We start from the raw sequence: 22,736 nt of genomic DNA, 5'->3' as shown, positions 1-22,736 counted from the left end.
GGCGGGACGCGGAAGCCGCGCGCAGCGCGGGCGGGGCCGGGGTCTCGCCAGGGTGGGATGGCTGCGGCTTGTGGCCGCCCGCCGGGGTTGATCTGGCGCAGCCCGAAGCGGGCACGACACGGCGCAAGGCATCAATCCGGCACATAACTTATTGTACAATACGCCGGTTTACGGTCTCCTGAGCGGGTGACGCGTGGCATCCATGCCGCGTGCCTCGGCTGCCGTCGTCCGGGCGGGAAGCCTAGTGTGTCGTTCCATCGTGGGCAAGGCCTTGCCCCGCATTGCGCGTTGCACCGGACGGTGCGGCGGCAGCGGGCGCGGGCTGGCGGGGTCTGCCGCCACGGCCAGCGTTGCGCGGATCGGTCAGCCGCTCGCGGGTCGCCACGATTCCCAGCCTTTTGCACCGGCGCGTCCTCACCGCCGGCAAAGCGCCGGACCGGCACGCATCACGGTATCCAAAACAATTCAGAGAAGGTGTGCGAATGAACCGCATTGCGAAGATTCTGGGTGTCCTGGCTCTGGCCGTTCCTGCCGCCGCCCTTTCCGGTCTGGCATCTGCCGCAGAGCAGGCCGCCGCAAAGGCGGACCCCGCCAAGGGTGAAACGCTGTACACGCAAGGTGCCCCCGATCGCAATGTGCCCGCCTGCCTGAGCTGCCACGGTGCCGCCGGCAACAGCGCGGCCGCCGCCAATCCCAAGCTGGCCGCGCAGCATCCCGAGTACGTCCACAAGCAACTCGCCGACTTCAAGGCCAAGGCCCGCAACAACGCGATCATGGTGCCGATGGCGTCGGTGCTGACCGACGAGGAAATGCGCAACCTCGGCGCCTACCTGGCCAAGCAGCCGCTCAAGCCGGCCACCGCCAAGAACAAGGACAGCATCGAAGCCGGCCAGAAGATCTACCGCGCCGGCATCGCCGCCAAGGGCGTGCCGGCCTGCGCTGCCTGCCATGGCCCTGCCGGCGCAGGCATTCCGGCCCAGTATCCGCGCATCGGCGGCCAGTGGGCCGACTATACCGAGGCACAACTGGTGGCATTCCGCCAGGGCACCCGCAAGAACAACCCGGTCATGACGACCATCGCCGCCAAGATGTCGGATGCCGAGATCAAGGCGGTGGCGGACTACGTCGCCGGGGTTCGCTGACGATCCGGGATTCCGCGACGCTGGCGGCTCCGCGCGCCGGCGCATCGGTTGAGCGGCCGCCGCCGGAAGGCGCGGCCAGGCATGCAACCGAACGCGCTTGTCACAATCGAAAAGGGTGGCCTGCTTGCCAAAGCATGTCCACCCTTTATTCATTTCCAGGCCGTACGCTGTTTTAGGTTTCACTGCACATGTCGACCGCTTCCACTTCAGGGCTGCACCTGAAGACCTCTCACCGCGTGCTGCGCGACGCGGTCGAATTGTTGTCCTCGATGCGCTTTGCGATCGCGCTGCTGACGGTGATCTCCATCGCCAGCGTGATCGGCACCGTGCTCAAGCAGAACGAGCCGTATCCCAACTACGTCAACCAGTTCGGCCCGTTCTGGGCCGAGGTGTTCCATACGCTGTCGCTGCAGAAGGTCTACGGGTCGTGGTGGTTCCTGCTGATCCTGGCGTTCCTGGTGGTGTCCACCAGCCTGTGCCTGGTGCGCAACGCGCCGAAGATGATCGCCGACATGCGCTCGTGGAAGGACCATGTGCGCGAGCGCAGCCTGCGTGCCTTCCATCATCGCGGCGAGTTCGACGGCGCGCGTCCGCGCGCCGAGGCGGTCGGCCGGCTGTCGGCGTTGCTGCGCAACCGCGGCTACCGCATCAAGGCGGTCGAGCACGACGGCGCCACGCTGCTCGCCGCCAAGGCCGGTGCTGCCAACAAGGCCGGCTATATCCTGGCCCACACCGCCATCGTGGTGATCTGCCTCGGCGGCCTGCTCGACGGCGACCTGCTCATCCGCGCGCAGATGTGGCTGGGCGACAAGACGCCGATCCGCGGCAACGCGGTGATCAGCGAGATCCCGCCGCAGCACCGGCTGTCGGTGAACAATCCCGGTTTCCGCGGCAACGCCTACGTGCCCGAGGGCTCGACCGTCTCCACCGCCATCCTCAACATCGCCGACGGCGCGCTGGTGCAGGACCTGCCCTTCGCGATCACGCTCAAAAAGTTCAAGGTCGACTTCTACGAAACCGGCATGCCCAAGCTGTTTGCCTCGGACGTGGTCGTGACCGATCGCGCCACCGGCAAGCAGACCGAGGCCACCATCAAGGTGAACGAGCCGCTGATCGTCGACGGCATCGCCATCTACCAGTCCAGCTTCGAGGACGGCGGCTCGCGCCTGAAGTTCGTCGGCTATCCGATGCAGGGCAGCGCCCACGCCACCTTCAAGATCGATGGCGCGGTGGGCGGCAACAAGCCGCTGGCCGGCACCGGCACCAGCGCGGACAGCGACGGGCTCACGGTGGAGTTCAGCGACTTCCGGCTGATGAATATCGAGAACGTCACCGATGCCTCGGGCAAGCCCGATGCACGCGGCGTGGCGCGCAAGTCCTTCAACGAGACCCTGGACAAGCACCTGGGCGCCGCCGCCAGCACCGACCGCGCCAAGACGCTGCGCAATGTCGGCCCGTCGGTGCAGTACAAGCTGCGCGACCGCACCGGGCAGGCGCGCGAGTACAACAACTACATGGTGCCGGTGCAGATGGACGGCCAGTCGGTGTTCCTCGCCGGCATGCGCGAGTCCCCGAGCGAGCCGTTCCGCTACCTGCGCATTCCCGCCGACGACCAGGGCAGCGTGGCCGACTGGATGCGCGTGCGCGCCGCGCTGCAGGACCGCGCGCTGCGCGGCGAGGCCGCGCGCCGCTTCGCGCTGGCATCGATGCCTGGTGACGACAAGGCCGAGCTGCGCCGGCAGCTGGCCGAAAGCGCGCTGCGCGCGCTCGACCTGTTCGCGGGGGCGACGCGTCCCACGCCGGATTCGCCGCCGGGCGGCTTCACCGCCATCGCCGCCTTCCTGGAAAAATCGGTGCCGCCGGCCGAGCAGCAGAAGGCCGCCGACGTGCTGCTGAAGATCCTGAACGGCTCGATGTGGGAGCTGTGGCAGCTCGCTCGCGCGCAGGACCAGCTGCCGGCGGTGGCCAACAGTGCCCAGAGCGGCGCGTTCCTGCAGCAGGCCATCAACGCGCTGTCGGATAGTTTCTTCTATGGCGCCCCCGTGTTCCTGCAGCTCGACGACTTCCAGGAAATCAAGGCCAGCGTGTTCCAGTTGACCCGTGCGCCGGGCAAGAACATCGTGTATCTTGGCTGTCTACTGCTGGTGCTGGGCGTGTTCGCGATGTTCTATATCCGCGAGCGCCGGGTCTGGGTCTGGGTGAAGGAAAAGCCCGCCGACGCGTCCGCCACGGGCCACACCGGCGACGGCGATGCCGGCAGCCATGTGCTGATGGCGATGTCGACCCAGCGCCGCACCCTGGATTTCGAGAAGGAATTCACGGCGCTGCGCGACGACATCGGCCGCGCCGCAGGGGGCCAAAGCGCCGCCCAAGAGCCCGCCGGCACTCCCCACTGAATCGAGCAGGTACGCTATGTCTTCTAATGTGAACCAGGCCGGACCCGCCATGCGCGGCGCCACGCGCGGCGACACTGGCGCCGACGAGGCCTACCTCGAACCTTCCTTCTTGCGCCGCCTGAACTGGGTGGACTGGCTGTTCGCGCTGGCGCTGGCCGTGGGCGCCGGCGTGGCGCTGTCGCAATACGGGCAGTGGATGGACGGCTACGACAAGGCGGTGCTGATCGGCGCCGTGCCGACCTTCGCGCTGCTCGGCTGGCACTGGAAGCCGGTGCGGCTGCTGATGGTGGCGCTGGCGGTGCTGTCCCTGTTTGCCATCCAGCTCTACCAGGGCCAGCTCGCGCGCGCCGACCAGGCCTTCTTCCTCAAGTACTTCCTGTCGAGCCAGTCGGCCATCCTGTGGATGAGCGCGCTGGTGTTCCTGTCCACGCTGTTCTACTGGGTCGGGCTGGCGACGCGCTCGGGCACGGGCTACAGCCTGGGCAGCAAGCTGTGCTGGGGCGCGGTGGTGCTGGGCTTCACCGGCATGCTGGTGCGCTGGTACGAGTCCTACCTGCTTGGCACCGACATCGGCCACATCCCGATCTCGAACCTGTACGAAGTCTTCGTGCTGTTCACGCTGATCACCTCGCTGTTCTACCTGTACTACGAAGGCCGTTACGCCACGCGCGCGCTGGGGCCGTTCGTGATGCTGGTGGTGTCGGCCGCGGTCGGCTTCCTGCTGTGGTACACGGTCAGCCGCAACGCCCAGGAGATCCAGCCGCTGGTGCCGGCGCTGCAAAGCTGGTGGATGAAGATCCATGTGCCCGCCAACTTTATCGGCTACGGCACCTTTGCGCTGGCGGCGATGGTCGCGGTGGCCTACCTGCTCAAGCAGCGCGGCATCCTGGCCGAGCGCCTGCCGTCGCTGGAACTGCTCGACGACGTGATGTACAAGGCCATCGCGGTCGGCTTTGCCTTCTTCACCATCGCCACCATCCTGGGTGCACTGTGGGCGGCCGAGGCCTGGGGCGGCTACTGGAGCTGGGATCCCAAGGAAACCTGGGCGCTGATCGTCTGGCTGAACTACGCGGCCTGGCTGCATATGCGGCTGATGAAGGGGCTGCGCGGCACGGTGGCGGCCTGGTGGGCGCTGGTCGGCCTGCTGGTGACGACCTTTGCGTTCCTGGGCGTGAACATGTTCCTGTCGGGGCTGCACAGCTACGGTGAACTCTGACGCGCGCATGCTGCCATGCAAAAGACCTGCCTTCGGGCAGGTTTTTTTTTTTGACTTTTTTTCAATTTTTTTGGCCGCTGCGGGAATAAAGAGATCACATCCGGTGTTTACTGGAGGGACGGTGCCGGCTGGCGGCGCCGAATTGCATGGAGAACAAGATCATGGCAAGTCTGCGTCGTAACGCTGCTGCATCCCTGGTTCGTCCCGGCGCGCTCGCGCTCGGCTGCGCGGCCGTCCTGCTCGCCGGTTGTGCCGGCATGGGCATGGGCGGCGGCAGCGCCGGCAATCTGCCGCCCACGGTGAAGGTGACCGATGGCGTGCTGACCGATCCGCAGGGCCTGACGCTGTACACCTTTGACCGCGACACCGCCGGCAGCGGCAAGAGTGCCTGCAATGGCCCCTGCGCCACCAACTGGCCGCCGCTGATGGCGGCCCCGGGCACCAGCGGTTCGGGCCAGTACACCATCATCACACGCGATGACGGCAGCAAGCAGTGGGCCTACCGCGGCCAGCCGCTGTACCGCTTCGCCAAGGACGCCAAGCCGGGCGACCGCACCGGCGACAACGTCAACAACGTCTGGCACGTGGCCAAGCCCTGACGCGGCGGCAGCCACTACCTGAGCCACCCCGGTCACGACGGCCATCCCGGCATGGAAGGGTTTGACGGCCAGCTCGTTGCGCTGGCGCCGCGGCTGCGGCGCCATGCGCGCGGCCTTACCGGCGACGCGGCCCTGGCCGACGACCTGGTGCAGGACACGCTCGAGCGCGCGCTGCGCTACCGCTGGCGCTTCCGCCTGCGCCCCGGCGCCTGGTGGGGCGACGGTGCCGACGGCCTGCTGCCGTGGCTGCTGACGCTGATGCACCGCCTGCGCCTGAACGCCTTGCGCCGCAAGGACCTGGTGGTGGCCACCGATACCCTGCCCGAGGTCAGCGGCCCCGCCGAAGACCCGGGCCTTCGGCGCGACCTGTCGCAGGCGCTGGCGCAACTGCCCGAGCCGCAGCGCGCGGTGCTGCTGCTGGTCAGCCTGGAACAAATGACCTACGCCGAGGCCGCGCGCGTGCTCGACATCCCGCAGGGCACGGTGATGTCGCGGCTGGCGCGGGCACGCGAACAGATGCGGCGGCTGCTCGACGGCGCGGCCCCGACCCGGACTCCCACCGCCGCCAATCCGCTGCAACGGGTGAAATGATGGCGGGCATCCACGAAGCCGATCTCCACGCCTATGCCGACGGCCAGCTGACCGGCGCGCGCCGCGCCGCCGTCGAGGCCTACCTCGCGCAGCACCCGGACGCGGCGGCACAGGTGGCTGCCTGGCGCCGGCAGGCCGAGGCGCTGCATCGCTCGCTCGACCCGGTACTCAACGAACCGGTGCCGCTGGCGGCCTTGCCGCCGGGTTTGCACGGCGACCAGGGGCGCACCCGCGCCCGCGACGGCCGGCGCGACGGCACCCGGCCCCGGCCGCGCTGGACCATGGCCCTGGCGGCCACTTGCGCGTCGGTCGCGTTGCTGGCCGTCGGCGGTACGCTGGGGTGGCTGGCGCACGGCCGCCTCGGCGGCAGCAGGCTGGTGCTCGCGCCGGGCGAGCGCTTTGCGCGCGAGGCGCTGGCCACGCATGCGGTCTACGCCCCGGAGATGCGCCACCCGGTGGAAGTCGCCGCGACCGAAGAGGCCCACCTGGTCGCCTGGCTGTCCCGGCGCCTGGGCACGGCCCTGCAGGTGCCCGACCTGCGCGCGCAAGGCTTCCACCTGATCGGGGGCCGGCTGGGCGTGGCCGAGGGCGGCCCGTCGGCGATCCTGATGTATGAAGCCGACGACGGCACGCGACTGTCGCTGCAACTGCGGCGCATGGCGCAGGGCACGCCCGATACCGGCTTCCGCGTCGAGCGCATGACGGGAGAGGGCGCGCGGCGGCGAGTACCGGGCCGCGACCCGATGATGGCGTTCTACTGGATCGACCGCGACCTGGGCTTTGCGCTGGCGGGGCCGCTGGAGCGCGCCCGGCTGCTGACGCTGGCGCAGGTGGTGTACCAGCAATACCAGGGCGGATAGCGCACCGCGCCGCGCTTGCGGCACCTGGTACGCGAAGGTGCCGCTGCCGCGTCGTTTCGGCAGCATCACAAAAAAACTGTCAGGACTGGCCCGCACTCCGCGACCAAGCCCGGAGTCCAATCCTGCAAGCGCGCCAGCACTTCGGCGCGGGCACGACCAGGCAACCGAGGAAAACCATGCTGATTCCGTCCCCCAAATGGCTGCGCGGCGGCGACATTGCCGCCAGCGAAATCACCCCTCGCCATGTCTTCGAATCGCGCCGCCGCATGCTGGCGCTGGCCGCTGCCGGTGCCGCCGGCGGCACGCTGGCGCCGTGGTTCGCGCGCCAGGCCCTGGCGCAAGGGCAGCATGGCGCCCGGCTGCCCGCGACGCCCAACAACACCTACGTCATCACCGAAAAGCGCACGCCCTACGAGGAAGTGACCACCTATAACAACTTCTACGAGTTCGGCACCGACAAGTCCGATCCGGCGCGCCACGCCGGCACGCTGCGCCCGCGTCCGTGGCAGGTGGCGGTCGAAGGGCTGGTGAAGAAGCCGAAGGTCTATGACCTCGACGAACTGACCAAACTGGCGCCGATGGAGGAGCGCGTCTACCGGCTGCGCTGCGTCGAGGGCTGGTCGATGGTAATTCCCTGGATCGGCTATCCGCTGGCCGAGCTGATTCGCCGCGTCGAGCCACAGCCCGGGGCGAAGTACGTGCAGTTCATCACGCTGGCTGACAAGAAGCAGATGCCCGGCATCAGCAGCGGCGTGCTCGACTGGCCGTACAGCGAGGGCCTGCGCATGGATGAAGCCACGCATCCGCTGGCGCTGCTGACCTTCGGCCTCTACGGCGAGGTGCTGCCCAACCAGAACGGCGCGCCGGTGCGCATGGTGGTGCCGTGGAAATACGGCTTCAAGAGCGCCAAGTCGATCGTGAAGATCCGCTTTGTCGACAAGCAGCCCCCGACCAGCTGGAACCTGGCCGCGCCGCAGGAGTATGGTTTCTATTCGAACGTGAACCCGGACGTCGACCATCCGCGCTGGAGCCAGGCCACCGAGCGCCGCATCGGCGAAGAGCGCGGCAGCGGCTTTGGCGCGCTGTTCGCGCCCAAGCGCAAGACCCTGCCGTTCAATGGCTATGGCCAGCAGGTGGCAGCGCTGTACCAGGGCATGGACCTGAAGAAGTTCTTCTGATGCAAGGCGAGCGCATGGCTACCTCTTCCTCTGCCGCCGCGGCCGCCGTGCGCAAGCCGGCAGGCCTGGCGACGCTGGCGCCGCAGCGGGTGCGCGCGCTCAAGGTGCTGATCTGGGTACTGGCGCTGCTGCCGTTCGTGCGGCTGCTGTACCTGGGCGCGACCGGACAGTACGGCGCCAACCCGCTCGAATTCGTCACGCGTTCGACCGGCACCTGGACGCTGGTGATGCTGTGCCTGACGCTGGCGATCACGCCGCTGCGCCGCCTCACCGGCTGGAACTGGCTGATCCGGATGCGGCGCATGCTGGGTTTGTTTGCGTTCTTCTACGGCTTGCAGCACTTCCTGCTGTGGATCGGCGTGGATCGCGGCTTTGACGTGGCCTACATGATCAAGGACGTGTACAAGCGGCCCTTCATCACGGTTGGCTTTACCGCCTTCATGCTGATGGTGCCGCTGGCGCTGACCTCGACCAACGGCATGGTGCGCCGCCTCGGCGGCAAGCGCTGGCAGGCGCTGCACCGGCTGGTCTATGCCATCGCGGTGCTGGCCATCCTGCATTACTGGTGGCACAAGGCGGGCAAGAACGACTTCGGCGAGGTGTCGATCTACGCAGCGGTGGTGTTCGTGCTGCTGGGGATGCGGCTGTGGTGGCGGCTGCGCAAGCCAGCCGCGGGGACGCGCCAGCCCGCCGCGTAGGCAGCGGCGGGCCGGGCCTGGGGGACTCAGTCCTGCAGCAGGCGCTCGTCGCGGAACAGGTCTTCGACCAGCTCGCGCTCGCGCACCAGATGCACCCTGGCGCCGTCGACCATCACTTCGGCGGCGCGCGGGCGCGTGTTGTAGTTGGAACTCATGGTGAAGCCGTAGGCGCCGGCCGACATCACCGCCAGCAGGTCGCCAGGCTGCACGGCCAGCGCACGGTCGCGGCCGAGCCAGTCACCGGATTCGCACACCGGGCCGACGATGTCGTAGGTCACGGCCGCGCCGTCGCGCAGCGCCACCGGCTCGATGCGGTGGTAGGCCTCGTACATGGCCGGACGGGCCAGGTCGTTCATGGCGGCGTCGACGATGCAGAAGTTCTTGGCCGCGCCCGGCTTGAGGAATTCCACCTGCGTCAGCAGCACGCCGGCGTTGCCCACCAGCGAGCGGCCCGGCTCGAACAGCACCTCGCGGTGGCCGTGGCCGCGCGCGGCGACGCGCTCCAGCAGCGTGGTGGCGAAGCCGGTGATGTCCGGCGGGGTTTCGTCGGTGTAGGTGATGCCCAGGCCGCCGCCCACGTCGATGTGTTCCAGGCTGATGCCTTCGCGCTCGAGCGCCTCGACCACGTCCAGCACCTTGTCCAGCGCTTCCAGGTAGGGCTCGACCTCGGTGATCTGCGAACCGATATGGCAGTCGATGCCGGTCACCGCCAGGTGCGGCAGCGCGGCGGCGGCGCGGTAGGTCGGCAACACGTCCTCGAATGCAATGCCGAACTTGTTGCCCTTCAGGCCGGTGGAGATATAGGGATGGGTCCTGGCGTCGACGTCGGGGTTGATGCGCAGCGACACGCGCGCACGCTTGCCGACGCGGCCGGCCACTTCGTTCAGCCGGTCCAGCTCGGGGATCGACTCGACGTTGAAGCAGCGCACGTCCTGCGCCAGCGCCAGCTCCATTTCGGCCGCGCTCTTGCCCACGCCCGAGAACACCACCTTGCGCGGATCGCCACCGGCAGCCAGCACGCGTTTGAGTTCGCCGCCCGAGACGATGTCGAAGCCCGCGCCGAGGCGGGCGAACACCTGCAGCACCGCCAGGTTGGAGTTGGCCTTCATCGCGTACTGGACCTGCGCCTTGCGGCCCGCGCAGGCGGCGGCGTAGGCCTGATACGCGGCGGTCAGCGCCGCACGCGAATAGACATAGGTAGGCGTGCCGAACTCGGCGGCGATGCGCGCCAGCGGCACCTGCTCGACGGCAAGCGCGCCGTCCTGGCGATGGAAAAATGCGGTCATGGTTATCGGGTGGTGGGGGCGGCGGGGGACGATGCCGGTGCCGGCGTGGCCGCTGCAGGCGGCACGGCATCGGCACGGCCCAGGCCCGGATCCGGCACGGTCGGCGGGGTCGGCTCGGGCGGCACCTTGGGCAGGGTCAGCGGCCCGCGGATACCGCATCCGCCCAGCAGGGGCATCGCAAGGGCGGCGGCAAACGCCGATACAATCGCAACACGACGCAGCATCGGGTCGTCCTTTTGGCTTGTTGGCAAGGCGTTGGATGGCCCGGCGCGCTGGCCGGCCATCCGGAGGATTCTTAACAAAAAAAGCCGTTCTCGCCACGTACGCCCGGTCCGGGCAGCGGCGGCAACGGCGGTCTCGGAGTTTAGCATGCCCCCCTTGAGCGAAAGCGAGTTCCTGGCCCTGGCCACGCGCGAGCTGGACCGCATCGAAGCCGCTGTCGAGGCGGCCGCCGACGCGGCCGACGCCGACATTGAAATCAGCCGCACCGGCAACGTGATGGAACTGGAATTCGAGAACGGTTCCAAGATCATCATCAACAGCCAGGCGCCGATGCAGGAACTCTGGGTGGCCGCGCGCGCCGGCGGCTTCCACTTCCGCCGCGACGGCGAGCGCTGGATCGATACGCGCAACGGCGGCGAACTGTACGCGGCGCTGTCGGGCTATGTCAGCGAGCAGGCGGGCGCCAGTCTCAGCTTTCACTGACCCCGGCGTCCCGCGGCGCGCCTGGCGCACAAGAAGAAAAGCCGGCGTCGCGGCCGGCTTTTTGCTGTCTGGCGAGCGCCCTTAGGCGCCGCCGAACATCTCGAGGATCTTGCGTTTCTCTTGCTCGGTATCGGCCGGCGGGTTTGTCGATTCCTCCGGCTTGCCCGGCCACGGATCGCCCAGGCCCACCGACGCCACGCCGGCGCCGCCGGCGTTTTCTTCGAAGGTCCAGTCGCCGCCCACCATCAGCACGCCCTCGGGCGCGGGCCGTTCCGGCGACTCCGGCACGCCCTTGAGTGCCTTGCTCATGTAGCTGACCCAGATCGGCAGGGCCAGGCCGCCGCCGGTTTCGCGCACGCCCAGGCTCTTGGGCTGGTCGTAGCCCATCCAGGCGATCGCTACCAGGTTGGGGGTGTAGCCGGCGAACCAGGCATCGACCGCGTCGTTGGTGGTGCCGGTCTTGCCGGCCAGGTCATTGCGGCCCAGGCGCTGCTTGGCGCTGTTGGCCGTGCCGTAGCGGACCACGTCGCGCAGCATGGTGTCGGCGATAAAGGCCGTGCGCGCGTCGAGCACCCGCACGGCGTCGGTGCCGGCGCGTTGCGGACGGGTTTCAGAGATCACGTTGCCGCGCGCATCGACCACCTTCTGGATCAGGTAGGGGTTGACGCGGTAGCCGCCGTTGGCAAATACCGAATAGGCACCGGCCATCTGCAGCGGCGTCACCGCGCCCGAGCCCAGCGCCATCGGCAGGTAGGCCGGATGCTTGTCTGCCTCGAAGCCGAAGCGGGTGATGTAGTCCTGCGCGTACTGCGTGCCGATCGCGCGCAGGATCCGCACCGAAACCAGGTTCTTGGACTTGGCCAGCGCGCGGCGCATGGTCATCGGGCCCTCGAAGCGGCCGTCGTAGTTCTTGGGTTCCCACACCTGGCCGCCGGTATCGGGGCCGATCGTCAGCGGCGCGTCATTGATCACCGTGGCCGGGGAGAAGCCCTTTTCCAGCGCAGCCGAGTAGATGAAAGGCTTGAAGCTGGACCCAGGCTGCCGCCAGGCCTGGGTCACGCGGTTGAACTTGTTGCGGTTGAAGTCGAAGCCGCCCACCATCGAGCGGATCTCGCCATCCTGCGGGTTGATCGACACGAACGCCGCGGCCACTTCCGGCAGCTGCGTCACCGACCAGTTGTTCTTCTCGTCCTGCGTCACGCGAATCACCGCGCCGGGGCGCATCTTCATCTTGGGCTGCGCGTTGGCCGACAGCGACGGCGCGATAAAGCGCAGCGCCGCGCCTTCGATGGTCGCCACTTCGCCGGACAGCAGCGTCGCCTTGACCTGCTTGGGCGACACGCTGGTGACCACCGCCGAGCGCAGGTCGCCGCTGCCCGGATGCTCGACCAGCGCATCGTCGATGGCCTGCTCGCGCTCGCCGGGGTCGGAAGGCAGGTCGATAAAGGCTTCGGGACCGCGGTAGCCGTGCTTGCGCTCGTAGTTCATGATGCCGGCGCGCACGGCTTCATAGGCGGCGTCCTGGTCGGTCTTGGTCAGCGTGGTGTAGACCGTCAGGCCGCGCGTGTAGGTTTCCTCGCGGTACTGCGCGTACATGAGCTGGCGCACGATCTCGGCCACGTATTCGGCGTGCGTGGAGAACTCGTTGCCCTCGGTGCGCACCTTCAGCTCCGCGTGCACGGCCTCCTCATACTGCTCGGGGGTGATGTAGCGCAGGTCGCGCATGCGTTGCAGGATGTACTCCTGGCGCACCTTGGCGCGGCGCGGATTGACCACCGGGTTGTAGGCCGACGGCGCCTTCGGCAACCCGGCCAGCATCGCCGCTTCGGCCGGTGTCACATCGCGCACCGACTTGCCGAAGTAGACGCGCGCGGCGCTGTCGAAGCCGTAGGCGCGCTGGCCCAGGTAGATCTGGTTCATGTACAGCTCGAGGATCTGGTCCTTGCTCAGGTTGGCCTCGATCTTGTACGCCAGCAGCATCTCGTAGATCTTGCGGGTGTAGGTCTTCTCGCTGGACAGGAAGAAGTTGCGCGCCACCTGCATGGTGATGGTGGAGGCGCCCTGCGACAGCCCGCCGCGCAGGTTGGCCAGGCCGGCACGCATGACGCCGACGAAATCGACGCCGCCGTGCTCGTAGAAGCGGTCGTCCTCGATCGCCAGCACTGCCTTTTTCATCACGTCCGGAATTTCGGCGATGGGCACGAAGTTGCGCCGCTCCTCGCCGAATTCGCCGATCAGCACATTGTCGGCGGTGTAGATCCGCAGCGGGATCTTGGGCCGGTAGTCGGTGATGGTGTCCAGCGAAGGCAGGTTGGGCGCGGCCACCAGCAGCGCGTAGCCCAGCAGCAGCGCAAGCACGACGGCACCGGCGACAACCAGTCCGACCGCCCAGAACATGAGCCGCGTCCAGATCGAACGGCGGGCAGGGTGGGGCGGCTTGTGTTGTGCTGTGGCCATAAGGGAAATACCTAGTCAGGGGTGCCCGCGATTATATCTTCCGGCATCGGCCCGCCCGGGCGCACAGTGGCGGGGGCGCCGCTATCGCGCTGTTACAAGATGTAAGGCGGCGGATGCCGGCGTGCAGGGCGACGTTGGGGCGACCAGGGAGGGAAGCGCGCGGCACAGGCAGGCATGGAAGGGAACCCGACCACCGTGGGGTTTTGGCAACGGATTGATGAGGCCCTTCCTAAAAACAAGTTCGGCCCAGTTCGGCACATTGCCACCGATGCTGGATTTTGTGAGAATCGGCCAACATAAAAAGCACACGTTTCATTCAAGAAACTAGGCTCGCCCGATTAGAGCGTTCAAGCCAGGGGCGAGTTCAAAAGTCAGGGGGTCACCTTGCGTCGGGGCATTTTGTCGGGGCTTCTGCGCCGGACTACGGTCGGCGTGGATATCGGGTCGTCCAGCATCAAGGTAGTCGAGCTGTCCGTGGGGGGCAGCAGGCAAGACTACCGGCTGGAAAAATGCGCCAGCGAACTGCTGGACCGCAATGCCGTTGCCGATGGCAACGTCATCAACATCGAGGCAGTCGGGGTCGCGCTCAGGCGCGCGCTCGGCAAGGCTGGCATCCGCTCAAAGGACGTGGTGCTGGGCGTGCCCTCCATGCTGACCGAATCGCAGACGGTCAGCCTGCCGGACAACCTGTCCGAAGACGAGCTCTATTCCCAGGTCGAATCCGAGGCGCACCGGCTCTATCCGCCGTCGCAGGCGGTCAATTTCGATTTCGCCGTGATCGGCCCCAGCGAGACCGAGGGCGGCATCGGCGTGCGCGTCACCGCGGCCAACAGCGATCGCGTGCAGGAGCGCGTGACCGCGGCCGAAATGGCCGGCCTCAAGCCGCAGGTGATGGACGTCGAGGAATACGCGGTGCAGCGCTCGATCGTGCAGATGCTGGGCGTACCGCAGGAGATGTCCGAGGCCGACGCGCGCGCGCTGCCGGTGGTGGCGGTGGTCCATTTGGGCGGCAGCCGCTCCAAGGCCATCTTCTACCAGGGCTGGAAAGAACTCTACGAGCAACCGCTGAACAGCTACGGCGACCAGCTCACCCAAAGCGCGGCGCGCATGTTTACGCTCGATGCGCTCAAGGCCGAGATCAAGAAGCGCAAGAACACGCTGCCCGAGGCCTGGCGCGCCCAGCTGCTCAAGCCATCGCTCGATGCCCTGGCCATGGAGGTGCAGTCCGCGATCGGCAACTTTATCGCCAGTTCCAGCCTGGGCCGGGTCGACGAGATCCTGCTGTCCGGCGGGCATGCCTCGCTGTTCGGCGTGCAGGCGGCGATCCAGCACCAGACCAAGATCACCACCACGCTGGCGAATCCGTTCGCCAACATGGCGACCAACGCCAAGGTCAACGAGCGCTACCTGCAGCGCGACCTGCCGGCGTATATCGTCAGTGCCGGCCTGGCCCTGCGCGGCCTGCAATAACGCACCGGAGGCAAGAGATGTCAACGAACACACTGCCTTCGGTCAACCTGCTGCCTTACCACGAAGCCCGCAAGGCGGCGCGGCGCAAGAAGGTTTACACGATGCTGGGCGCCGCGGCCGCCGGCGGCGCGGCCGTGGTACTGCTGGGCGGCCTCTATATCGACGGGCGCATCGCCTCCGTGGTGGCGCTCAACCAGGTGCTGAGCGCGGAAAACGCCAGGCTCGACGGACAGATCCGCGAGGTCAACAGCCTGAAGAAGGACATCGACGCGCTGCTGCAGCGCCAGAAGGCCGTCGAAAGCCTGCAGACCGAGCGCAACCGCCCGGTGCAGCTGCTCGAGGAACTGGTGCGGCAGGTGCCGGAGGGCGTCTACCTGACCAGCCTGAAGCAGGCCGGCGAGGCCTTCACCATCGCCGGCGTGGCGCAGTCCAACGAACGGATTTCCGAGCTGCTGCGCAACCTGGGCAGCGTGGCTTGGCTCGACAAGGCCGAGCTGGTCGAGTCCAAGGCGGTCACCATGACCAACAACCTGCGCGAGCAGCGCCGGCTGTTCGATTTCTCGATGCGCTTTGCGTACCGCGCGCCGGAGGCCCCGGCCGACGGCAAGAAGGCTGCCCCGGGCGCATCGGCCCCTGCCGCCGCACCTGTTCCCGCACCCGCACCCGCGGCCGGAAAGGCCTGACCATGGCGCTCAATACCGAAATCAACCTGGCTGACCTGACCAGCCAGTTCCGCGGGCTTAACCTGAACGAGCCGGAGACCTGGCCGGCCGCGCCGCGCGTGCTGTTCGCAATCCTGGCCGCGGCAGTGGTGCTGCTGCTGGGCTGGCAGTTCTACTGGAGCGCAAAGTTCGACGAGCTCGAGCGCCAGCGCCAGGAGCAGGAAAGCCTGAAGCAGGCGTACCAGACCAAGGTGGCGCAGGTGGCCAATCTCGACGCGCTGCGCGAGCAGAAGAAGCAGGTCGAGCAGCGCGTGGCGCTGCTGGAGCGCCAGTTGCCCAACAAGACCGAAATGGACGCGCTGCTGGCCGACGTCAACCACGCCGGCGTGGCGCGCGGGCTGCAGTTCGAATTGTTCAAGCCGCAGGCGGCGGTGATCAAGCCGTACTTTGCCGAGATCCCCGTGAACCTGCGGGTGACCGGGCGCTATCACGAGGTGGCGCAGTTCAATGCCGATGTCGCGGCGTTGTCGCGCATCGTGTCGATGCAGAACCTGCAGCTGGCCAATACCAAGGAGGGCGGGCTGTCGATGGAGGCGGTGGCGATGGCCTATCGCGCGCTCGACGCGGAAGAACAGGCGGCGCAACGCAAGGCCGCCGCGGCGGCGGCGGCCGCCAAGGCGGGAGGTGCGAAATGAGCCGCACCGTTCGAACCCGCGCCCTCGCATGGACGGCGTCGCGGCGCACGCTGGCGGCGGCGCTGGCGCTCGGCTTGCTGGGCGCCTGCGGTGCCAGCGATGAAGATGCACTGCGCCAGTGGATGGAGACCACCCGCAACGCTCGCGCCAAGCCGCCCGAGCCGGTCCCCGACGCCCGGCCCTATGTGCCGCGCGAATACGCCGCGGCCAGTGCGCCCGAGCCGTTCGCGCAGGCCAAGATCGGCGAACTGAACAAGACGCTGGCGGATTCGCCGGAAGCCGGCCGGCGCCGTGAGCCGCTGGAAGACTATCCGCTCGAAAACTTCAAGATGCTCGGGATGATGAAGAAGCAGGGGGAAACCTTCGGCATCGTCCGTGTTGATAACAAGATCCACCATGTGAAGGTGGGTCAGTATCTCGGCCAGAGCTATGGCCGGGTGGTCCGCATCACCGATCAGGAGATCGTGTTGCGCGAATTGGTCCGGGAGGGGGTATCCGAGTGGAAAGAGAAAATGACCAGCCTGAAGCTGGACGCGGCGGCATGACCCCCGCGCGCTGGTATCGTGCGCGCGCGGGCGCCGTGATAAGGGCCATGGCCACCGCGCTGGCGCTATGGCTTGCGATCGCCGCACCGGCTGCGCTGGCGCAGGGCAACCGGATCAAGTCGGTTGACGTCAGCACGACCGGGGAACAGACCGTGCTCGTGGTCGAACTGGAACGGCCGCTGGCGCAGAAGCCGGCGGACTTCACCACGCAGAACCCGGCACGGCTCGCGATCGATTTCTTCGATACCGGCTTTGCCGAGCGCCGCGCGCAATATGAATACGGCGGCAAGCTGGTCAAGGCTGCCAATGTGATGCAGATCGGCGACCGCACGCGGGTGATCCTCGACCTGACGCGCAGCGCCACCTATCGCACCGACCAGCGCGGCAACGTCTTCGTGGTGTCGCTGGATAACGTCGCGCCCGCGGCCAAGAGCGCGGCGCCGACGTTTGCGCCGGCCGCCACCTCGGCGGGCGCGGCAGGGCGGCCGTCGGTGCGCAATATCGACTTCCGCCGCGGCGCCGACGGCGCGGGGCGCGTGGTGGTGGACCTGTCCTCGCGCGACTCGGGCATCAATATCGCGCAACAGGGCAAGAACGTGGTGGTCGATTTCCTCGGCACCACGCTGCCCGAGAACCTGCGGCGGCACTTCGACGTCAGCGACTATGGCTCGCCGGTGCAGGGCATGCGCGCCTCCGATGCCAACGGCAACGCGCGCCTGACCATCGAGCCGCGCGGCAACTGGGAATACAGCTCGTACCAGACCGACACCCAGTTCGTGGTCGAGGTCCGGCCGGTCAAGGAGGACCCGACCAAGCTGATCAGCGGCCCCGGCTACCGCGGCGAGCGCCTGTCGCTGAACTTCCAGAACATCGACATCCGTTCGCTGCTGCAGGTGTTCGCCGACTTCACCAACCTGAACATCATCACCAGCGAGAGCGTGCAAGGCAACCTGACGCTGCGGCTCAAGGACGTGCCTTGGGACCAGGCGCTGCAAATCGTGATGGATGCGAAGGGGCTGGCCTCGCGCCGCAACGGCAATGTGCTGTGGGTGGCGCCCAAGGCCGAGCTGCAGACCAAGGAGAAGCTGGAGCTCGAGTCGCAGCAGCAGATCAACGACCTCGAGCCGATTCGCAGCCAGGTGTTCCAGCTCAACTACCAGCGCGCCGAGGACGTGCGCAGGATGCTGCTGGGCATGGGCGCCGGCGGCGGCGCGGCCGCCCCAATCGGTGCCGCGGGCGCGGCGGGCGCCAGCACGCGCATGCTGTCCAAGCGCGGTTCGCTGACAGCCGATGCGCGCACCAACCAGCTGTTTGTGTCCGATATCGCCTCCAAGCTGGAAGAGGTGCAGAGCTTCATCGGCAAGATCGACATCCCGGTGCGCCAGGTCATCATCGAGGCGCGCATCGTCGAGGCCACCGATACCTTCAGCCGCAACCTGGGGGTGAAGCTGGGCTTTGCCGGGCAGTACAACAATGCCCGCGTCGGCAACACCTACAACAATGTGCTGCCCGGGGCGACCTCCGACAACGGGCCGTTCCTGAGCCTGCCGGCCGGTTCCATCAACGGCACCAACCCGGCCAATATCGCGGTGAGCCTGTTCAACAGCGCCGCCACGCGTTTCCTGGCGCTGGAACTGTCGGCGCTCGAGGCGGACGGCAAGGGCAAGATCATCTCCAGCCCGCGCGTGGTCACGGCCAACAACATCAAGGCGCTGATCGAGCAGGGCACCGAACTGCCTTACCAGGCGGCCACGTCCAGCGGCGCCACCTCGGTGCAGTTCCGCAAGGCCAACCTGAAGCTCGAGGTGACGCCGCAGATCACGCCCGAAGGCAATGTGCTGCTGGACGTCGACGTGAACAAGGACAGCGTGGGCATCCAGACCACATCCGGCTTTGCCATCGACACCAAGCACGTGCAGACCCAGGTGCTGGTCGAGAACGGCGGCACCGTGGTGATCGGCGGCATCTACACCCAGACCGAGTCCACCGATGTCGACAAGGTGCCGCTGCTGGGCGATATCCCGGTGCTCGGCTACCTGTTCAAGAACAACGCCAAGGTGCGCAACCGGACTGAGCTGCTGGTGTTCCTGACCCCGCGCATCCTCAACGAAAGCGTATCGCTCAGGTAGGGCCAGGGCGCGGGATACAGTAGACTGGCAGGCCGCATCGGCAGATGCGGCCTTTTTTTTTCGCCGCGCGACGCCATCCCGGGCCCGGCCAAATGCACGCGCCGCGGCGAGAAATGCGGGCTATGCCGCATTCGGCACTTGCCGGCCGCGCCACAACATAAGAAGATGATGCAGTTCCCAACCGGGGAGGACGGCCCGCATGCCGCGCTCCCGAACCACAGTCCCGTGACAGCCCAAGAGACCGGCCCGGCGGCACAGCGCCGGGCCCAGGATCGGCGCGATGCCGATCGATCTGACTCCGAGCGACCGGAATCCGATCGACCCAACCTCTTTTTCGTCGGCCTGATGGGCGCCGGCAAGACCACCGTGGGCCGCACGGTGGCGCGGCGCCTGCACTATCCGTTTTTCGATTCCGACCATGAGCTGGAGGCGCACTGCGGCGTGCGCATCCCGGTGATCTTCGAGCTCGAGGGCGAGGCCGGCTTCCGCGACCGCGAGGCCGCGATGATCCGCGAACTGGCGCAGCGCCAGGGCATCGTGCTGGCCACAGGCGGCGGTGCGGTGCTGCGCGCCGAAAACCGCGAGGTGCTGAAGGCCCGCGGCACGGTGGTGTACCTGCGCGCCAGCCCGCACGACCTGTGGCTGCGCACGCGGCATGACCGCAACCGACCGCTGCTGCAGACCGACGATCCCAAGGGCAAGCTCGAGGCGCTGTACGCCGAGCGCGATCCGCTCTACCGCGAAGTCGCCGATTTCATCATCGAAACCGGCAAGCCCTCGGTGGCGCAGCTTGCTAATATGGTGTTGATGCAACTTGAAATGGCCGGTTTCCGGATCGATCCCCCGCAGCCGGCGTCCCCGCCCGCGGACGATGCCGAACCCCCGGCGCAGGACCCCAATCCATGATTACCCTTGAAGTCGACCTGGGCGAGCGCAGCTACCCCATCCATATCGGCAGCGGCCTGCTCGACAACGCCGAGCTGCTGCGCCCGCACGTGCGCGGCCAGCACGCCGTCATCGTCACCAACGAAACCGTCGGGCCGCTCTATGCCGCGCGTGTCGAGCAGGCGCTGGCCGCGCTCGGCAAGACCGTGCGCACCGTCACGCTGCCGGACGGCGAGGCCTTCAAGCACTGGGAAACCCTGAACCGGATCTTCGACGCCCTGCTGCAGGCGGGCGCGGACCGAAAGACCACGCTGGTCGCGCTGGGCGGCGGGGTGGTGGGCGACATGACCGGGTTTGCCGCCGCCTGCTACATGCGAGGCGTGCCGTTCATCCAGATGCCGACCACGCTGCTGGCGCAGGTGGATTCGTCGGTGGGCGGCAAGACCGGCATCAACCATCCGCTGGGCAAGAACATGATCGGCGCGTTCCACCAGCCCAACGCGGTGATCGCCGACATCGACACGCTGCGCACGCTGCCGCCGCGCGAACTGGCCGCGGGCATGGCCGAGGTCATCAAGCACGGCGCCATTGCCGATGCCGATTACTTTGCCTGGATCGAGCGCAACATCCAGGCGCTGAACGCCTGCGACCCCGAGCTGATGGCCGTTGCCGTGCAGCGCTCGTGCGAGATCAAGGCGGGCGTGGTGGCGCAGGACGAGCGCGAGGGCGGGCTGCGCGCCATCCTCAATTTCGGCCATACCTTCGGCCATGCGATCGAGGCTGGCATGGGCTACGGCGCCTGGCTGCACGGCGAAGCCGTCGGCTGCGGCATGGTGATGGCCGCTGACCTGTCGCACCGGCTGGGCTTTATCGATATCGAGACGCTGGCGCGCGTGCGCACGCTGACGCAGGCGGCGATGCTGCCGGTGGTGGCGCCGGAACTGGGCGCCGACCGCTATATCGAACTGATGAAGGTCGACAAGAAGGCCGAGGCCGGCAGCATCAAGTTCATCCTGCTGAAAAAGCTCGGCGAGGCGTTCATCACCAGCGTGCCGGACGCGGACCTGCGCGCGACGCTGGCGCACGCCGTCCTGAAACCTCCCACCGAGGCACCGGTCGCCTGACCGATCGGTTATGCCTCGCCACCCCGACCCAGCCACCGGACGCGCTGCATGACCGACTTTGAAAGCCACCTCGCCCCGTACGCCGCCCGCTCCGCGCAGACGCGCGGGCGGGTGCATGCCGAACCCGCGTCGCTGTCGCGCAGCGAATTCCAGCGCGACCGCGACCGCGTGATCCACAGCACGGCGTTCCGGCGGCTCGAGTACAAGACCCAGGTCTTCGTCAACCACGAGGGCGACCTGTTCCGCACCCGGCTCACCCACAGCCTGGAAGTGGCGCAGATCGCCCGCTCGATCGCGCGCAACCTGCGCCTGAACGAGGACCTGGTCGAGGCCATCTCGCTGGCGCACGACCTGGGCCACACGCCGTTTGGCCATGCCGGCCAGGACGCGCTGAACCAGTGCATGAAGAACCACGGCGGCTTCGAGCACAACCTGCAGAGCCTGCTGGTGGTGGACGAGCTGGAAGAGCGCTACGGCGGCTTCAACGGCCTGAACCTGACCTTCGAGACGCGCGAGGGCATCCTCAAGCATTGCTCGCGCGTCAATGCCTCGGCGCTGGGAGAGCTGGGCCGGCGCTTCCTGGAAGGCACGCAACCGTCGCTGGAGGCGCAGCTGGCCAACCTTGCCGACGAGATCGCCTACAACAACCACGATATCGACGACGGCCTGCGGTCCGGGCTGCTCACGCTGGAGCAGCTCGACGAGGTGCCGATGTGGGGCCGCCACCGGGCCGAGGTGGCCGAGGCCTTCCCCGGCATCAACGGCCGGCGCGCCATCAACGAGACGGTCCGGCGCATGATCAACACGCTGATCGTCGACCTGATCGAAACCACCAGCCGCAATATCGCCGACGCCAACCCGCGCAATATCGACGCCGTGCGTGCCGCCGGGCCGCTGGTGGGCTTCAGCCCGCAGATCCACGAGGAAGCCGCCGCGCTCAAGCGCTTCCTGTTCCGGCACCTGTACCGGCATTACCTGGTGATGCGGATGTCGGCCAAGGCGCAGCGCATCGTCGGCGACCTGTTCCAGGCCTTCATGTCCGATCCGCGCCTGCTGCCGCCGCAGTACCAGGCCAGCCATGGCGGCGACCAGTCGCGGCTGATCTCGCATTACATTGCCGGCATGACCGACCGCTACGCCATCCGGGAGCATCGCCGCATCTTCGCGGTCAGCGAGGGAACGGCTCCCTGAAAATAGGGACGGATCAGGCTATGATGCGGGCATCCCAGCCCCGCACGACCCGTCATGGCCCGCCTTCCCCGTTTTTCCCCCACCGGACTGCCCGCGTTGGTGTTGCAACGCGGCAACAACCGCCAGCCTGTCTTCCTGGGCGCTGACGACTACCTGCATTACCTCGATTGCCTGCGCATGGCCGCGCGCGAGCACGACCTGGCCGTCCATGCCTATGCACTGCGGCCCAACCACGTGCACCTGGTCGCAACGCCAAAAAGTGAGGACGCGCTTAGCCTGACCATGCAGGCGGTCGGACGCCGTTACGCGCGGTACTTCAACCGCGTGGCGGGGCGCACCGGCACGCTGTGGGAGGGGCGCTTCCGCTCCGCCGTGTTCGATCCGGCCCAATGGATGCTGCCCGCCATGCTCTACGTCGAGGGCAACGCCGTGCGCGCGGGGGAGGCGGGCACCCCGGAGGCGGACCGCTGGAACAGCTACCGTCATCACGCGGGGATCGAGGCCAGCCCGTTTATCAGCGACCACGCCGCCTACTGGGAACTGGGCAATACCCCCTTCGAACGGCAGTCGAACTACCGCATGCTCAGCGCGGAAGGACTATCCGGCAAGACCCTGGAGGTGTTGCGTGCCCATGCGCATAGCGGCTGGCCGCTGGGAGACGACGCCTTCCTCGCCCAACTGGAGAGACATGGGACGCGACGGCTGCAACCGCTGCCAAAAGGACGCCCCAAAAAGGTGCAAAAGGAAGCTCATGAGGAGGCTTCTGCGGCATAAATTTGATGTGTCCCCATTTAATTGATTCACCGAAACGGTGCGTACATTAATGTGCTCTGACCCCATTTAATATTTTTGCGAGGCGCAGGCGATTCCCATATAGTTGCTCCACCCACAGTCATTGTGCGGCGCG

General features: G+C 67.4%; 21 protein-coding genes. 18 read left to right on the top strand and 3 right to left on the bottom strand.

Annotation, left to right across the window (positions count from 1 at the left end; genetic code table 11):
• The first annotated feature begins 482 nt into the window (after window positions 1-482).
• From RALTA_RS14190 to msrQ, 8 genes are all read left to right on the top strand, one after another.
• Entirely contained in the window at window positions 483-1,142 is a 660-nt protein-coding gene (locus tag RALTA_RS14190; RefSeq protein WP_012354127.1) for a c-type cytochrome, read from the top strand.
• Window positions 1,143-1,330: 188 nt separating this feature from the next.
• The gene (locus RALTA_RS14185; protein ID WP_012354126.1) at window positions 1,331-3,538 is read left to right on the top strand and encodes a cytochrome c biogenesis protein ResB; all 2,208 of its coding nucleotides are present in this window, start codon (window positions 1,331-1,333) and stop codon (window positions 3,536-3,538) included.
• A 49-nt stretch (window positions 3,539-3,587) separates the two neighbouring features.
• Window positions 3,588-4,754 (top strand): c-type cytochrome biogenesis protein CcsB, encoded by a 1,167-nt coding sequence (gene ccsB / locus RALTA_RS14180; RefSeq protein WP_085960205.1) that lies wholly within the window; start codon window positions 3,588-3,590, stop codon window positions 4,752-4,754.
• A 161-nt stretch (window positions 4,755-4,915) separates the two neighbouring features.
• The gene (locus tag RALTA_RS14175; RefSeq protein ID WP_012354124.1) at window positions 4,916-5,353 is read left to right on the top strand and encodes a COG4315 family predicted lipoprotein; all 438 of its coding nucleotides are present in this window, start codon (window positions 4,916-4,918) and stop codon (window positions 5,351-5,353) included.
• A 51-nt stretch (window positions 5,354-5,404) separates the two neighbouring features.
• Window positions 5,405-5,944, top strand: a complete 540-nt coding sequence (locus RALTA_RS14170) for an RNA polymerase sigma factor (protein WP_012354123.1) — start codon at window positions 5,405-5,407, stop codon at window positions 5,942-5,944.
• Entirely contained in the window at window positions 5,941-6,804 is an 864-nt protein-coding gene (locus RALTA_RS14165) for an anti-sigma factor family protein (protein WP_012354122.1), read from the top strand. Before RALTA_RS14170 ends, RALTA_RS14165 begins: the two co-directional genes overlap by 4 nt.
• Before the next feature lie 176 nt (window positions 6,805-6,980).
• Window positions 6,981-7,982 carry a protein-methionine-sulfoxide reductase catalytic subunit MsrP gene (gene msrP, locus RALTA_RS14160; protein WP_012354121.1) on the top strand — a complete coding sequence of 334 codons (1,002 nt, stop codon included), beginning with the start codon at window positions 6,981-6,983 and terminating at the stop codon, window positions 7,980-7,982.
• Complete coding sequence (gene msrQ / locus RALTA_RS14155) at window positions 7,982-8,680, top strand: protein-methionine-sulfoxide reductase heme-binding subunit MsrQ (RefSeq protein WP_041232218.1); 699 nt, start codon at window positions 7,982-7,984, stop codon at window positions 8,678-8,680. The genes msrP and msrQ overlap by 1 nt, the downstream gene beginning before the upstream one ends.
• A 26-nt stretch (window positions 8,681-8,706) precedes the next feature.
• On the opposite strand, the gene lysA is transcribed toward msrQ, so the two are convergent.
• Window positions 8,707-9,966, bottom strand: a complete 1,260-nt coding sequence (gene lysA, locus RALTA_RS14150; RefSeq protein ID WP_012354119.1) for a diaminopimelate decarboxylase — start codon at window positions 9,964-9,966, stop codon at window positions 8,707-8,709.
• A 2-nt stretch (window positions 9,967-9,968) separates the two neighbouring features.
• On the bottom strand, window positions 9,969-10,190 hold the full coding sequence (locus RALTA_RS14145) for a hypothetical protein (RefSeq protein ID WP_012354118.1): 222 nt from the start codon (window positions 10,188-10,190) through the stop codon (window positions 9,969-9,971).
• A gap of 145 nt (window positions 10,191-10,335) precedes the next feature.
• On the opposite strand from RALTA_RS14145, the gene cyaY reads away from it, so the two are divergent.
• Window positions 10,336-10,671 (top strand): iron donor protein CyaY, encoded by a 336-nt coding sequence (gene cyaY / locus RALTA_RS14140; protein WP_012354117.1) that lies wholly within the window; start codon window positions 10,336-10,338, stop codon window positions 10,669-10,671.
• Between the two features lie 81 nt (window positions 10,672-10,752).
• Here cyaY and RALTA_RS14135 read toward each other — a convergent pair whose 3' ends face one another.
• On the bottom strand, window positions 10,753-13,128 hold the full coding sequence (locus RALTA_RS14135; protein WP_012354116.1) for a penicillin-binding protein 1A: 2,376 nt from the start codon (window positions 13,126-13,128) through the stop codon (window positions 10,753-10,755).
• Between the two features lie 399 nt (window positions 13,129-13,527).
• Here RALTA_RS14135 and pilM point away from each other — a divergent pair, with 399 nt between their 5' ends.
• The 9 genes from pilM (at window position 13,528) to RALTA_RS14090 (ending at window position 22,603) form a co-directional block, all read left to right on the top strand.
• Complete coding sequence (gene pilM, locus RALTA_RS14130; RefSeq protein WP_012354115.1) at window positions 13,528-14,598, top strand: type IV pilus assembly protein PilM; 1,071 nt, start codon at window positions 13,528-13,530, stop codon at window positions 14,596-14,598.
• A 17-nt stretch (window positions 14,599-14,615) separates the two neighbouring features.
• Entirely contained in the window at window positions 14,616-15,281 is a 666-nt protein-coding gene (locus RALTA_RS14125; RefSeq protein WP_012354114.1) for a PilN domain-containing protein, read from the top strand.
• A gap of 2 nt (window positions 15,282-15,283) precedes the next feature.
• Complete coding sequence (locus tag RALTA_RS14120; RefSeq protein ID WP_012354113.1) at window positions 15,284-15,955, top strand: type IV pilus inner membrane component PilO; 672 nt, start codon at window positions 15,284-15,286, stop codon at window positions 15,953-15,955.
• Window positions 15,952-16,500 carry a pilus assembly protein PilP gene (locus tag RALTA_RS14115; RefSeq protein WP_012354112.1) on the top strand — a complete coding sequence of 183 codons (549 nt, stop codon included), beginning with the start codon at window positions 15,952-15,954 and terminating at the stop codon, window positions 16,498-16,500. The genes RALTA_RS14120 and RALTA_RS14115 overlap by 4 nt, the downstream gene beginning before the upstream one ends.
• The gene (gene pilQ, locus RALTA_RS14110) at window positions 16,497-18,629 is read left to right on the top strand and encodes a type IV pilus secretin PilQ (protein WP_012354111.1); all 2,133 of its coding nucleotides are present in this window, start codon (window positions 16,497-16,499) and stop codon (window positions 18,627-18,629) included. The genes RALTA_RS14115 and pilQ overlap by 4 nt, the downstream gene beginning before the upstream one ends.
• A 165-nt stretch (window positions 18,630-18,794) precedes the next feature.
• Entirely contained in the window at window positions 18,795-19,535 is a 741-nt protein-coding gene (locus RALTA_RS14105; protein WP_407637495.1) for a shikimate kinase, read from the top strand.
• On the top strand, window positions 19,532-20,638 hold the full coding sequence (gene aroB / locus RALTA_RS14100; protein WP_012354109.1) for a 3-dehydroquinate synthase: 1,107 nt from the start codon (window positions 19,532-19,534) through the stop codon (window positions 20,636-20,638). Before RALTA_RS14105 ends, aroB begins: the two co-directional genes overlap by 4 nt.
• 48 nt (window positions 20,639-20,686) lie before the next feature.
• Window positions 20,687-21,829, top strand: a complete 1,143-nt coding sequence (locus tag RALTA_RS14095; RefSeq protein WP_012354108.1) for a deoxyguanosinetriphosphate triphosphohydrolase — start codon at window positions 20,687-20,689, stop codon at window positions 21,827-21,829.
• Between the two features lie 54 nt (window positions 21,830-21,883).
• Window positions 21,884-22,603: a transposase gene (locus RALTA_RS14090; protein ID WP_012354107.1), complete on the top strand. Its 720-nt coding sequence runs from the start codon at window positions 21,884-21,886 to the stop codon at window positions 22,601-22,603.
• Window positions 22,604-22,736: the final 133 nt, after the last annotated feature.

This window comes from Cupriavidus taiwanensis LMG 19424 (genome assembly GCF_000069785.1).
GTDB lineage: Bacteria > Pseudomonadota > Gammaproteobacteria > Burkholderiales > Burkholderiaceae > Cupriavidus > Cupriavidus taiwanensis.
This window is presented reverse-complemented; position numbering and strand designations above follow the sequence as displayed.

What these genes read in the sequence shown, in the direction of transcription:
- RALTA_RS14190 (WP_012354127.1), top strand. Translation starts at nt 483, where the DNA reads ATGAACCGCATTGCGAAGATTCTGGGTGTCCTGGCTCTGGCCGTTCCT.
- RALTA_RS14185 (WP_012354126.1), top strand. Translation starts at nt 1,331, where the DNA reads ATGTCGACCGCTTCCACTTCAGGGCTGCACCTGAAGACCTCTCACCGC.
- ccsB (WP_085960205.1), top strand. Translation starts at nt 3,588, where the DNA reads ATGCGCGGCGCCACGCGCGGCGACACTGGCGCCGACGAGGCCTACCTC.
- RALTA_RS14175 (WP_012354124.1), top strand. Translation starts at nt 4,916, where the DNA reads ATGGCAAGTCTGCGTCGTAACGCTGCTGCATCCCTGGTTCGTCCCGGC.
- RALTA_RS14170 (WP_012354123.1), top strand. Translation starts at nt 5,405, where the DNA reads ATGGAAGGGTTTGACGGCCAGCTCGTTGCGCTGGCGCCGCGGCTGCGG.
- RALTA_RS14165 (WP_012354122.1), top strand. Translation starts at nt 5,941, where the DNA reads ATGATGGCGGGCATCCACGAAGCCGATCTCCACGCCTATGCCGACGGC.
- msrP (WP_012354121.1), top strand. Translation starts at nt 6,981, where the DNA reads ATGCTGATTCCGTCCCCCAAATGGCTGCGCGGCGGCGACATTGCCGCC.
- msrQ (WP_041232218.1), top strand. Translation starts at nt 7,982, where the DNA reads ATGCAAGGCGAGCGCATGGCTACCTCTTCCTCTGCCGCCGCGGCCGCC.
- lysA (WP_012354119.1), bottom strand. Translation starts at nt 9,966, where the DNA reads ATGACCGCATTTTTCCATCGCCAGGACGGCGCGCTTGCCGTCGAGCAG.
- RALTA_RS14145 (WP_012354118.1), bottom strand. Translation starts at nt 10,190, where the DNA reads ATGCTGCGTCGTGTTGCGATTGTATCGGCGTTTGCCGCCGCCCTTGCG.
- cyaY (WP_012354117.1), top strand. Translation starts at nt 10,336, where the DNA reads ATGCCCCCCTTGAGCGAAAGCGAGTTCCTGGCCCTGGCCACGCGCGAG.
- RALTA_RS14135 (WP_012354116.1), bottom strand. Translation starts at nt 13,128, where the DNA reads ATGGCCACAGCACAACACAAGCCGCCCCACCCTGCCCGCCGTTCGATC.
- RALTA_RS14125 (WP_012354114.1), top strand. Translation starts at nt 14,616, where the DNA reads ATGTCAACGAACACACTGCCTTCGGTCAACCTGCTGCCTTACCACGAA.
- RALTA_RS14120 (WP_012354113.1), top strand. Translation starts at nt 15,284, where the DNA reads ATGGCGCTCAATACCGAAATCAACCTGGCTGACCTGACCAGCCAGTTC.
- RALTA_RS14115 (WP_012354112.1), top strand. Translation starts at nt 15,952, where the DNA reads ATGAGCCGCACCGTTCGAACCCGCGCCCTCGCATGGACGGCGTCGCGG.
- pilQ (WP_012354111.1), top strand. Translation starts at nt 16,497, where the DNA reads ATGACCCCCGCGCGCTGGTATCGTGCGCGCGCGGGCGCCGTGATAAGG.
- RALTA_RS14105 (WP_407637495.1), top strand. Translation starts at nt 18,795, where the DNA reads ATGATGCAGTTCCCAACCGGGGAGGACGGCCCGCATGCCGCGCTCCCG.
- aroB (WP_012354109.1), top strand. Translation starts at nt 19,532, where the DNA reads ATGATTACCCTTGAAGTCGACCTGGGCGAGCGCAGCTACCCCATCCAT.
- RALTA_RS14095 (WP_012354108.1), top strand. Translation starts at nt 20,687, where the DNA reads ATGACCGACTTTGAAAGCCACCTCGCCCCGTACGCCGCCCGCTCCGCG.
- RALTA_RS14090 (WP_012354107.1), top strand. Translation starts at nt 21,884, where the DNA reads ATGGCCCGCCTTCCCCGTTTTTCCCCCACCGGACTGCCCGCGTTGGTG.